General features: G+C 72.8%; 10 protein-coding genes and 2 pseudogenes. 4 read left to right on the plus strand and 8 right to left on the minus strand.

Annotated features, from left to right (window positions below):
- The first annotated feature begins 265 nt into the window (after positions 1-265).
- Entirely contained in the window at positions 266-751 is a 486-nt protein-coding gene (locus ACEXOX_RS04615; protein ID WP_406519207.1) for an SRPBCC family protein, read from the plus strand.
- Between the two features lie 46 nt (positions 752-797).
- Here the strand turns inward: ACEXOX_RS04615 and ACEXOX_RS04620 are convergent, their stop codons facing one another.
- Positions 798-1,472, minus strand: a complete 675-nt coding sequence (locus tag ACEXOX_RS04620; RefSeq protein ID WP_406519208.1) for a MarR family transcriptional regulator — start codon at positions 1,470-1,472, stop codon at positions 798-800.
- Between the two features lie 184 nt (positions 1,473-1,656).
- On the opposite strand from ACEXOX_RS04620, the gene ACEXOX_RS04625 reads away from it, so the two are divergent.
- Positions 1,657-2,865 (plus strand): cytochrome P450, encoded by a 1,209-nt coding sequence (locus tag ACEXOX_RS04625; RefSeq protein WP_406519209.1) that lies wholly within the window; start codon positions 1,657-1,659, stop codon positions 2,863-2,865.
- Between the two features lie 63 nt (positions 2,866-2,928).
- Here the strand turns inward: ACEXOX_RS04625 and ACEXOX_RS04630 are convergent.
- The 5 genes and pseudogenes from ACEXOX_RS04630 to ACEXOX_RS04650 all read right to left on the minus strand — a co-directional run.
- A pseudogene (locus ACEXOX_RS04630) lies at positions 2,929-3,567 on the minus strand (ABC transporter ATP-binding protein); the annotation flags it as partial.
- Positions 3,560-4,546: an ABC transporter ATP-binding protein gene (locus tag ACEXOX_RS04635; RefSeq protein ID WP_406526227.1), complete on the minus strand. Its 987-nt coding sequence runs from the start codon at positions 4,544-4,546 to the stop codon at positions 3,560-3,562. The pseudogene ACEXOX_RS04630 and the gene ACEXOX_RS04635, both read right to left, overlap by 8 nt.
- A 65-nt stretch (positions 4,547-4,611) precedes the next feature.
- Positions 4,612-5,532, minus strand: coding sequence for an ABC transporter permease (locus ACEXOX_RS04640; protein WP_406519210.1), 921 nt, complete (start codon positions 5,530-5,532; stop codon positions 4,612-4,614).
- Positions 5,525-6,489, minus strand: a pseudogene (locus ACEXOX_RS04645) (ABC transporter permease). The gene ACEXOX_RS04640 and the pseudogene ACEXOX_RS04645 overlap by 8 nt, the downstream one beginning before the upstream one ends.
- 29 nt (positions 6,490-6,518) lie before the next feature.
- Complete coding sequence (locus tag ACEXOX_RS04650; RefSeq protein ID WP_406519211.1) at positions 6,519-8,117, minus strand: ABC transporter substrate-binding protein; 1,599 nt, start codon at positions 8,115-8,117, stop codon at positions 6,519-6,521.
- 111 nt (positions 8,118-8,228) lie between these two features.
- On the opposite strand from ACEXOX_RS04650, the gene ACEXOX_RS04655 reads away from it, so the two are divergent.
- The gene (locus tag ACEXOX_RS04655; RefSeq protein ID WP_406519212.1) at positions 8,229-8,690 is read left to right on the plus strand and encodes a cell wall hydrolase; all 462 of its coding nucleotides are present in this window, start codon (positions 8,229-8,231) and stop codon (positions 8,688-8,690) included.
- Positions 8,691-8,714: 24 nt separating this feature from the next.
- Here the strand turns inward: ACEXOX_RS04655 and ACEXOX_RS04660 are convergent, their stop codons facing one another.
- Entirely contained in the window at positions 8,715-10,112 is a 1,398-nt protein-coding gene (locus ACEXOX_RS04660; RefSeq protein WP_406519213.1) for a hypothetical protein, read from the minus strand.
- 237 nt (positions 10,113-10,349) lie between these two features.
- On the opposite strand from ACEXOX_RS04660, the gene ACEXOX_RS04665 reads away from it, so the two are divergent.
- The gene (locus ACEXOX_RS04665; RefSeq protein WP_406519214.1) at positions 10,350-10,748 is read left to right on the plus strand and encodes a hypothetical protein; all 399 of its coding nucleotides are present in this window, start codon (positions 10,350-10,352) and stop codon (positions 10,746-10,748) included.
- A gap of 119 nt (positions 10,749-10,867) precedes the next feature.
- Here ACEXOX_RS04665 and ACEXOX_RS04670 read toward each other — a convergent pair whose 3' ends face one another.
- Positions 10,868-11,500: a hypothetical protein gene (locus ACEXOX_RS04670; protein ID WP_406519215.1), complete on the minus strand. Its 633-nt coding sequence runs from the start codon at positions 11,498-11,500 to the stop codon at positions 10,868-10,870.
- Between the last annotated feature and the right edge of the window lie 79 nt (positions 11,501-11,579).

The following is an 11,579-nucleotide window of genomic DNA, read 5'->3' on the forward strand; positions in this document are numbered from 1 at the left end:
CGGGCTCGTACACCGCGTCGACGACTTCCGACTCGATGCTCATTCGGGCACGAACCGGCGAACAGACGTGTACAGCGCTCCTCCTGACGCGGCGTAAGGTGCGTGCGGTGCCGCACGCGGCGGCCCGGGCACCGGCTTCGGCCGGTGCGCCGAACTGTGCCAACCATCCCAGCAGCCACTGACAATGGGCCGCAGGCGCAGGTCAGGGCGGGCGTGCGCCTGTTCCACCCACCCGACCGACGAGACGACAAGGAGTGTGCACACCATGGACCAGGAGAGCGTGAGCGCCACCCTGACGGTCGCGGCGCCCGCCGCGACCGTCTTCGCGGTGCTGGCGGACCCGGCGGCCCATTCCACGATCGACGGCACCGGCTGGGTCCGGGAACCCGTCGACCGGGCGCCGTTGACCGAGGTGGGGCAGATATTCCGGATGGCGATGTACCACGTCGACCATCCCGACGGTGACTACCAGGTGGCCAACCAGGTCGAGGTGCTCGACCCGCCGCGCACCATCAGCTGGCTGACCGGTCAGGAGAAGGAAGACGGGCGCCTGGAGTTCGGCGGCTGGTTCTGGCGCTACGACCTCACACCGCTCGGCGCGTCCGGGACCGAGGTCACGCTCACCTACGACTGGTCGGCGGTACCGCAGTCCATCCGGGAGTACCTCCACTTCCCGCCGTTCGGCCCGGAGCATCTCACCCGTTCACTGCACCACTTGGCCGGGCTGGCCGCACCGGCGCCCCGAGCCTGAACACCCGGCGGCGGACGCCCCGTCACGACAGGCGTCACGTCAGGCGTCACGACAGGAGGGAACGCCAGCGGTCGGCCGATTCCCACAGGTCCAGGACGACCCGTTCCAGGAACGTTCCCGACCTGGCCAGCCGTTCCCCCACGGGACTGTCGGGCCCGAACGCCTCCGCCGCCGCCAGTGCGGCCTGCGCCGACTCCAGCGTCCGCCGGGCGCTGAGCACGACCGAGTGGTACCAGGCGTCGTCGTCGACCACGTAGACGTCGCGGCGCCGGTGCGGGTCGCGCTCGCGCCGCACATATCCGTGCTGCACCAGGTAGTTCACGGCCACGGACACGGAGGCCGGGCTGACGCCGAGCCTGCGGGTCAGCTCGGCCGCGGTGCGTCTGCCGTCCTCGGCCAGCAGCAGGTCGACGTGCACGCGCGCCGTGGTCTTCGGCAGCCCCGACCTGACCGCCAGCTCCACCACCTCCTGTTCCATCGGGCTGCCCGGCCCTCCGGATGCCCGGGGCGGTGCCGGTGTGCCGCGCCGCGCCCTCCGGGCCGTCGCCCGGTGCGCCTGCTGGGGCCGGTAGCCGCCGGCGCCGCCGTTGCGTGCGACCTCCCGGCTGATCGTCGAGGTCGGCCGGCCGAGCCGCCTGGCGATCTCGGCGTACGTGAGCCCGTCGGCGAGTCCGGCCGCGACGCGCTGGCGGTCCTGCTGGGTCAGTCGTCCTCCTGGCATGGCGGCAGTATTGCCTTCGCCGACGCTCGTTGCAACGCACCGTTGCGTTCGATGCCAGCGTCATTGCATCAAATTCCCCTCGTACACCTGCGGTTACGGTTTTTGGGCGATTGACGAGGTGCCAAACGCAACGTAGCTTTCGAGGCACGCCAAAACACGTACTATCGCGATATGAGGACCGGTCATGAGCGCACCCCTCCACACCGTCAGCACGCTGTCGGCAGCACGTGAGCCCGGCTGCCCCTTCGACCCGCCGGCCGGGCTGACCGACGCCCGCCGGCACGGCCCGATCAGCCGCTACACCTTCCCCGGCGGCAAACCCGGCTGGCTGATCACCGGATACGACCTGGTCCGCGCGGTCCTGGCCGACCCGCGGTTCAGCTCACGCAAGGAGCTGATGCGCTACCACCCGACCATCGACTACGGCGACATCGAGGTCCCCCCGGCGCCGCCCGGCGAGTTCCTCCTCACGGACGACCCGGAGCACCGGCGGTACCGCAAGCCGCTGGCGGGCAAGTTCACCGTCCGGCGGATGCGGCTGCTCACCGAGCGCGTCGAGCAGATCACCGCCGACTGCCTGGACGCCATGGAGAAGACCGGACCGCCGACGGATCTGGTGACCGCGTTCGCCAAGCCCATCCCCGCCGTCATGATCTGCGAGCTGCTGGGGGTGCCGTACGAGGACCGGGGCTCCTTCCAGACACAGGTCGAGTCGTTCATGAACGGGGAGACGACCGACGAGGAGCTGATAGCGGCCTACACGGCGGTACAGACCTACCTCGCGGAGCTGGTGGCCGCCAAGCGCGCGCACCCCACCGACGACGTGCTCAGCGAACTCACCGACAGCGACCTGACCGAGGAGGAGCTGCGCGGGATCAGCCTGATCCTGCTGGCGGCCGGGCTCGACACCACCGCGAACATGCTGGCACTGGGCACCTTCGCGCTGTTGCGGAACCCGGCGCAGCTGGCCGCGCTGCGCGGCGACCCCGCGCTCGCCGACCGGGCCGTGGAGGAGCTGCTGCGGTATCTGAGTGTCGCCAAGACGTTCATGAGGATGCCGCTGGAGGACGTCGAACTGGGCGGCCACACCATCGAAGCCGGCTCGCCGGTGATCCTGTCGATCAACACCGCCAACCGTGACCCCGAGCGCTTCGCCGATCCCCACGTGCTCGACCTCCGGCGGCAGGGCGGCGGGCACCTGGCCTTCGGCCACGGCGTCCACCAGTGCCTGGGCCAGCAGCTGGCCCGTGTCGAGATGCGGGTCGCGTTCCCCGCGCTGGTCAACCGTTTCCCCACGCTGCGCCTGGCCGTACCGGCCGAAGAGGTCGGCCTGCGCCCGGAGACCGCGGACATCTACGGGGTCAAGCGCCTGCCGGTCGCCTGGGACGTGTGACCGGGAGCCCCGAGGCGCTGCCCGTGCCCGCTCAGCCGCCCGTCCCGGAGGAGCCCAGCTCCCCCACCCCACCGTCCGGTCGCACCACCGCTCCAGCAGGACGCGATCGTGTCCCACCGCCAGCAGTCCCGCCCCCGACTCGCGCCGGTAGTCCTCGACCACCGCCACCAGCGCGGCCGTCGTCGACGCGTCGAGCATCGCGGTCATCTCGTCGCAGATCAGCCAGCGCGGACGCAGGACCAGGGCGCGGGCCAGGCAGGCGCGTTGGAGCTGGCCGTCGCTCACCTCGTGCGGGCGGCGGGACAGGAGGTCGCCGGAGAGGCCCACGGTGGGGGCCAGTTCGGCGAGGCGGGTGGGGACCTCGGTGCGGCGGCCGGCGGCGCGCAGGGGTTCGGTGATCAGGTCGGCGAGGCGGAGGCGCGGGTCGGCGGACAGCCGGGGCTGCTGGAAGACCACGCCGTACGCGGTGCGCTCGGCGGGGGTGGCACGGTGGCGGTAGCCGCTGACGGGCCGGCCGTCGAGGACGACGGTGCCGGCGTCCGGGCGGTGCAGCAGCGCGGCTACCCGGGCCAGGGTCGACTTGCCGCAGCCGCTGGGGCCGAGCAGGCCGACGGCCTCGCCGGCTTCGACGCGCAGCGAGACGTCCCGGACGACGGGGCGGGCGCGGTCGTACCCGGCGGTGACGGCACACAGTTCAAGCACCGGCTGCTCCCTCTCGTACGGCGGCCACGGGCTCCCCCGGTTCTCCCAGCGGGTGGTGGCAGGCGGCGCCGTCCGTCAGCGCGGGCACGGCGGTCGCGCAGCGGTCCGTGGCCCGGTCGCAGCGGGCGGCGAAGGCGCAGCCCGGCGGGAGGTCGCCCAGTTCCGGGGGCATGCCGGGGATGGGGGTGAAGGCACGGCCGGGGAGGGCTTCGAGCAGGCCTCGGGCGTAGGGGTGGCGCGGTCCGGGAGTGGTGAAGAAATCCGTCGCGTCGGCGAGTTCGACGATCCGGCCGGCGTACATGACGGCCACCCGGTCGGCGATCCGCTCGGCCGCCGCCAGGTCGTGGGTGATCATGAGGAGGGCGCGCCCGGGGGCTCCGGAGTCTCCGGGGGCGCCGACACCTCCGGTGTCCCCGGGCGCGTCGATGTGGCGGCGCAGTTCGTCGACCGTACGGTCCACCAGGTCGCGGTCCAGACCGGTCGTCGGTTCGTCGGCGAGCAGCAGCGGGGCGTCGCCGACCAGCGCGAGGGCGGTGGCGGCGCGCTGGGCGAGGCCGCCGGAGAGTTCGTGGGGGTGGCGGTCGAGGTGGTCGGCGGGGAAAGCGGCACGCGCCGCGGCCTGCTCGGCGGCGGCCCGTAGTGCGTGCTTGGGGGTGCCGGTCAGCTCCCGGACGGTCTCCTCCAGCTGCGCCCGTACGGTGCGTACGGGGGTGAGGTGGGCGGCGGGGCTCTGGGGCACCAGGCCGATGCGGCGGCCGCGTACGGAGCGGGACAGTTCGCGTTCGGAGGCGGTGAGCAGTTCCGTGCCGTCCAGGTGTGCGGTGCCCGCGGTCTGCGCGTTGCCCGGCAGGAGGCCGAGCAGCGCGGAGGCCAGGACGGACTTTCCGCAGCCGCTCTCGCCGACGAGCGCGAGGCACTGGCCGGGCGCGAGGTCGAAGGAGACGCCGGTGACGGCGGCGACGTGCCGCCCGCCGCGCATCCGGAAGCGTACGGAGAGGTCGCGCACGGACAGTACGGGAGCGGCCGGGGGTGCGGGCGGCGTGGTCACAGCATCAGCTCCGATCGGCGGCGTGGGTTGATGCGTTCGCGCCAGACGCCGGCCAGGCCCGCGATGGCCAGCGTGGGGACGATGATGAACAGGCCCGGGAAGAGGGTCGGCCACCAGTCCCCCGCGAGCAGCGAACTGCGCGCGCTGTTGACCATGTTGCCGAGGCTCGCCTCGTGGGCGGGCAGTCCGAGTCCCAGGAAGGACAGGGCGGACTCGTGCCAGATGGCGTGCGGGACCATCAGGACGGCGGCGAGTCCGGCCTGCGGCAGTACGCCCGGCAGCAGGTGGCGGACGGCGACCCGCCACCGCGAGGCGCCGCCGGAGACGGCCGCGTCGATGTACGGGCGCGAGCGCAGGGAGAGCACCTCGGCCCGGACGATCCGGGCGGTGGACAGCCAGTGGGTCAGCGCCACCGAGATGATCACGGGCCAGACACCGGGCCGGAACATCGCCACGATGAAGATGCCGAGCAGCAGGTGCGGCACGGAGGAGAACAGGTCCACGACACGCATCACGGCGCGGTCCGCCCAGCCGCCGAGCGCTCCGGCCAGCGCGCCGACCGCGGTGCCGATGACGGTGGCGACGAGCGCCGCGACCACGCCGACCAGCAGCGAGACGCGCAGCCCGTACACACAGCGCAGCAGCAGGTCGCGGCCCACGTCGTCGGTGCCGAAGGGGTGGGAGAGGGAGGGCGCCCGGAGTTTGGCGGCGAGGTCGACGGCCTGCTGGTCCAGGGGGAACAGGAGGGGGACGACGAGCACGGCCAGCACGACGGCCGCCACCAGGACGGCGGAGGTGCGGACGCGCAGGGTCCGGGTACGGGTGCGGGTGCCGCCGCGCCGTGCGGGGCGCTGGTGCCAGTGGGTGGCGGTGGGGGTCCGGGTCGTCCCGCCGGGTGCCTTCATCGTCTCAGCCATCGAAGCCCACCCTCGGGTCGGCGAGTCCGTACATCAGGTCGGAGAGCAGGTTGCCGATCAGCACGGCGATCGTGGCGAGCACCGTCAGCGCGGCCAGCAGCGGGAAGTCCACGCTCGTCGCCGCGTCGACGGTGGCGGCGGCGATGCCCGGCCAGCTGAAGACGGACTCCACCAGCAGCGCGCCGGTGATCAGTTCCGGTACCCGCGAGCCGATCAGGGTGAGGACCGGCAGCAGCCCGGAGCGCAGGGCGTGCCGACACAGGACGGTGCGCTCGCTGAGGCCGCGGGCCCGCGCGCCGCGCACCGGGTCCTCCTCCAGGGCGTCGCCGACCCCTGCCGTACGTACAGCACGAACCAGGGAAGTTGGGAGACGGCGAGGACCAGGGCCGGGAGGATGACGTGGCGCGCGATCTGGCCGGCCGTGGCGACCTCGCTGCCGGTGTCGGTCAGCCCGCCGGCCGGCAGCACGCCCAGCTTGAGCGCGAACAGCCAGACGGCCAGCAGTCCGAGCCAGAACGGCGGGGCGGCCTCCAGGGTGTACGCGGCGGAGGTGACGGCGCGGTCGAGCATCGAGCCGGGCCGCCGGGCCGCCAGGACGCCCAGCAGCGTGCCCAGGACGATGGCGGTCACGAACGCCAGGGCGCACAGCAGCACCGACCAGCCGATGCGTTCGCCGATGACCTGGGAGACGGGTGCGCGCAGCGTCGCGGAGTCGCCGAGGTCGCCGGTGAGCGCGCCGGTCAGCCAGTGCCACCAGCGGCCCAGCAGCGGCTGGTCGACGCCGAGATTCTGCCGGATCTGGTCGAGGTTCGCCTGGGAGGCGGTGAGCCCGGCGGTGCCCGCGTACGCCCTGACCGGGTCGAAGGGCGCGGCGGCCGCGACGGCGAACACGCCGAGGGTGACGGCGAGGAGGACGGGTACGGCGAACAGGGCGCGCCGTCCCGTCATCCGCGCCATGGGGCCCCAGGGCAGCTGTGCGAGGCGGTTCACGTGGCGGGCTGCCAGTCCTCCACGTTCCACCACGGGCCGGAGGCCAGGCCGTGGTCGTGCGGCTCGACCTGGGTGGTGAGGTCCTTCCACCGGTCCTTGACCACGTAGAGGTGGTCGATGTGGGTGAGGAAGACGTACGCCGGGTCGTCGACGAGTTCGCGCTGCACGGCGTCGTAGCCGGCCTTGCGCGCGGCCTTGTCGTCGGTGCGGCGGGCGTCCACCAGCGCCTTGTCCACCTTGGGGTTGTCGTAGCGCGACATGTTGTTGAAGCCGTCGCCGGCCAGCGAGGAGTGCAGCAGCAGGTACTGGTCGAAGTCCGGATCGGCGGGGCTGCCGCCGCCCGCGAGGACCGCGTCGGTCTTCATGTTCGGCATGATCGCTTCCCAGGGGCCGGACTCGACCTTCACCTCGATGCCGGCCTTCTTGGCGTCGGAGGCGAAGGCGAGCGCGTGCTCCTGGCGGAGCTTGTCGCCGGCCAGGTACCAGAGCTTGAAGGAGGCGGGCCGGCCGTCCTTGGCGCGGATGCCGTTCTCGCCCTTCTTCCAGCCGGCGTCGTCGAGGAGCTGCTCGGCCTTCTTCAGGTCGTGGGTGCGCTCGGTGCCCTTGGCGAACCAGGGGCTGTCGGTCGGTACGGGCCCGTAGGCGGGCTTGCCGGCGCCGTCGAGGATGCCGTCGACCATGGCCTTGCGGTCCACCGCGATGTCCAGGGCCCGGCGGACGGCCTGGTCCCCGGTGACCTCGTTGGCGGTGGGCAGGGTGACGGTGCGGTAGTCGAACGTCTTGGCGGCCAGGGACTTCTTGTCCTTGTCGGCCTTGAAGGTGGCGGCGAGATTGGGCGGCAGGATCGCGCCGTCGAGGTCGCCGGAGCGCAGCCGGGTGGCGCGTACGTCGTCGTCCTTGATGATCGCCATGGTGAAGTTCTTCACCTTGGGGGCGCCGCCCCAGTAGTGCGGGTTGGCCTTGAAGGAGAGCTTCTCGCCCTTGGACCACTTGGTGAGGATGTAGGGGCCGGTGCCGATCGGCGCGGTGGTGAAGGAGCCGTGGTTGATGTCCTGCTTGCCCGCGACGTGCTGCGGGGCGATCGGCAGGACGGTGCGCTCGGCGAAGGGCGCATAGGGGTACTTGAGGTGGAAGACGACGGTGCGGGCGTCCTTCTTCTCGACCTTCTCCAGGGCGTCCAGTTCGGCCTTGGAGGCGTTGTTGGTCTTCGCGTCGAGGATGGTCTCGTAGGTGAAGACCACGTCGTCGGCGGTGAAGGGCTTGCCGTCGCTGAAGGTGACGCCGTCGCGCAGCGTGTACGTCCAGGTCTTGCCGTCGTCGGAGACCTCGGGCAGCTTGGCGGCCAGCGCGGGCTTCAGCTTCATGTCCGCGTCGTGGGTGAGCAGCCCGTCGAAGATCTTGGAGTTGCCGTCCTTGCCGTAGCCCAGCAGCGGGCTCAGCGACTCCGGCTCGTAGGCGATGCCGACCACGGCGGAGTCCTGGGCTCCGGACGCGCCGCCCTTGTCGCTGCCGGGCGTCGAGCAGGCCGCCGCCGTGAGCGCTACCGTTCCCGCCAGTGCCGTGGCGGCCGCCGAGCGTATCGACCGGGACCTCATGCCCACTCCCTACTGAAGACCGTACGTTGTTGCAAAGTGCAGGCAATTAAACAACATGTGAGAAGCGGAATCCTCGCCACCCCCCACCACGGTGCCCGGCACGATGGGCGGATGATCTCCGACCCGCTCTCGTACCTGCCCGCCGCCCTCCGGGACGTGCCGTACGCCGGCTCCCGGCACCCCGGCGCCGGCCCGCTGCCGGGCGGCCGCCACCCGTACGACGTGACGGCGGGCGCCAACTGCCAGCTCTACGCCTACGCCGTGCTGCGCCACTTCGGACGCGAGGTGCCGCCGCTGCGGTCCGCCGAGCTGTGGGCCGACACCGTGGCGACCGTACGGGCCGATCCGCCGCTCCCGCTGGACCTGGTGCTCTTCGACGCCGGGGAGGCGCCGGGACGGCCCGCCGGGTACGGGGCGCACGTGGGCGTGCACCTGGCGCCCGGCCAGGTGCTGCACCTGTGCAAGGAGGCCGGACGGCCCGCTGTGTGGACGTACGCGGACTTCGCCCGGCGGGCCCGCTACGCGCGGTTCCTGGGCGCGAAGCGGGTGCGGGCGGCGCCGGTCAGCCGGTAGCCGCCACCGGCCGGGCGGCGCGCGTCACCAGTCCCCGCCGCCGAAGCCGCCACCACTGTCGCCGCCGCCGAAGCCGCCGAAGTCCCCGCCGCCACCGAAGCCGCCGGAGAAGTCGTCCGGGTTGAAGTCCGCCCCGGAGACGTCACCGCCCTCCGCGCCCTGCTGGCCGCCGCCGAAGTCGGAGGCGTAGGCGGACGGGCCCATCATGACGCTGCCGAGCATGGTGCCCATGAGGAGGCCCGGCAGCATGCCGCCGCCGAAGTAACCGCCCGCCCAGGGGCCGTAGGCCGGGCCCGCGTCCCAGTAAGGACGCTGCCCGTACTCGGTCTGCACCGTGCGGGCCATCGGCTCCTGGCCGTCCGCCAGGCGCGCCTGGTCGGCGGCGCAGACCGGGACCGTGCGCGGTGCCGCGCCGTCCGGCGCCCACTCCGCGTCCGCGACGGACGGCCCGTGCCGCGGGTCGAAGAAGCACGGCACCCGGCGTTCGGGCAGCGGCTTGCCCTCGCGCCGCGCGGCCAGCGTGGCCAGCGCGAACCGGCCGTCCTCCAGGGCCTTGGTGACCTGTTCGACGTCGCCGGGGCGCTCGGCGCCGGCCATCGCCGTCTTGGCGCTCTCGTACGCGTCCAGCGCGTGGCTGTAGTCGGCGCGCATCGCGTCGTCGGCGCCGGGCTCGCCCGGGGTGAAGTCGAGCCGGTCCAGTTCCTCACCGAAAGCGGTGATGTCCTCGTCCACCACGACGCGCAGCTGTTCCAGCGCGGCCCGCTCCTCCTCGGCCCGCCGCTTCTTGTTGCGGCGGTGCAGCGCGAAGGCGCCACCGCCGCCGACCACCACCAGCGCGCCCAGGCCGACGAGCGCGCCGGTGCTGACACCGGCGCCGTCACCGCCCCAGGAGGCCGGCTCGTGGCCGGACGCCTGCTGGGTCGCGGTGTCCACGAAGCTGTTCAGGCGTTCCTTGGTGGTGCCGTAGCCGGAGCGCTGGACCGCGCCGACGAGGTTGCGTACGGAGCTGTGGGACATCACCCGGGCGTCGGCGGCCGCGTTGAACCGGTCGCCGAGTTCGACGGCGTAGACGCCGCTGACACCGGTCTTGGTCCGCAGGTCGGGCAGCAGGGTCTCGGGCCGGTACTCGGCGGCCTTGGGCAGCACCGCGACGAAGACCGGCTTCCCGGAGTCCTTGATCTTCTTGGCGAGGGCGTCCGCGTCGGCGGACGACAGCTCGCCGGACGCCCGCGGGTCCACGTACACCGGGCCCTGCTTCAGGGCGTCCGCCGCCTCGTCGAGTCCTCCGGCGGCCCGCGCGCCGGGGGCCACGGCGGTGAGCACCGCCAGGAGGACGGCGGCCAGCAGGGACGCCGGGCCGGCCTGCGGGTACCGGCGGAGCGCCGTCCCGGAGGCCGAGGGGCGACGGGGTGCGATCTTCATGATGACGACGCTACCCGAACCGCACTTTTTAGACATAACGGTTCCGTAACGGGCGGAGCCCTGCCGCACGCACCTGGACACCGGGCGTGGTACCGCCGCGCGGACACAGTGTCGTACAGCCGCGGCGCCCCGGCCACTCAAGGGCCCCCGGTGAGGTGGCCGTCGCCCCGGCACCCGTGATGATCTCACCGCGCGGGGAAGCTTCGCCCGACCGCCCCCGACGAAACGGAGGTCATCATGCGTACGGCGAAGGCCCAGGGCATAGCCGTCGGAGCCGCCACCGCCGCCGTGGCGGCCGCCCTCGCGGTCGGACCGGCCGCCGCCCCGTCCGCCGCCGATCCGGCCCTGAAGGTCACGACACCGGCCGCCGGCTCCAGTGCGAAGGTGGCGGGCAGCCTCCTCGTCCAGTGGTCGAACACCACCGGGAAGGAGGTGGACGTCTGGCTGAGCACCCGCACGCCGTCCGGCGGACACGACCGGCTGTCGCTGGTGGCACCCAAGGCGGGCAGCAAGAAGGCCGGCGAGGCCCTGGCGACCCTGCCCACCGTGCCGCCGGGCACCTCCTACACGGTCGAGGTGACGACTCAGGACGGCAAGGAGAGCGATGTCAGCGGGCCCCTGAGTCTCGTCGGATAGGACGACCGCCCGCGGACGGTTCAGGGCTTGCCCGGACGGTTCAGGGCGCCCACATACGGTTCAGGGCGCCCACGGAAGCCGGAGCGCTTCGAGAACGGGATCGGCGAGGAGGGCCTCGATCAGCGGGGTGGGCCCGGCGACCTTGGTGCCGTGCAGGTCGTAGTGGGTGAAGGTGACCCAGCTCCGGTCCACCGGCCAGATGTTGGAGGGGCTGTAGGCCCCCAGGCGGGGTGGTGGCAGAGGCCGTGGGCGTCGCCCAGGCGGCCGGTGAGCACCGTGGGGACGTGGAAATAGAACATGTTCCGGCGGAAGTGGACCAGGCAGCGGGTGTCCGGGCCGTCCGGGCTCTGCTCGATGAGCAGGTCGACCAGCCGGTGCCAGGTCTCATGGTCGAGGCTGCCCTCGCTCGACCACAGCACGTCGCCCGGCAGGCCGAAGTCCCAGGAGCCGCGTGGGCGCACTTGGTAACGGTCCGGGTGGGAGCCTTCCTCGACGACCGGGGCGCCGAGGTGTTCGGCCAGTTCCGACCAGCGCAGGCGCCGCCAGTGGGGCCCGGATGGCGTGTGCCAGCCCGTTTCGCCACGGCAGTCGTCCGAGCCCGTCGTGGCGTCCGCGTCGGCCGGGCGCCGCGGGACCTCGTACTTGGCGTGCAGGACCCAGGCACTGTCGGGGCGCGCCGGTGGTTCGAAGCCGAGCAACCCGTCGTCGCCGGTCAGCGCGGCCAGCCAGCGCGTCTCCTCCTCGGCGGACACGCGCGCGCGACCAGCTGGCGAACGCCGCGGCCTCCTCGGCGGTCAGGACCCGTGCCGCCCGCTCGGCCCTGTGCTCTGC

Source organism: Streptomyces sp. Ac-502 (assembly GCF_045222935.1).
Classification (GTDB): domain Bacteria; phylum Actinomycetota; class Actinomycetes; order Streptomycetales; family Streptomycetaceae; genus Streptomyces; species Streptomyces monomycini.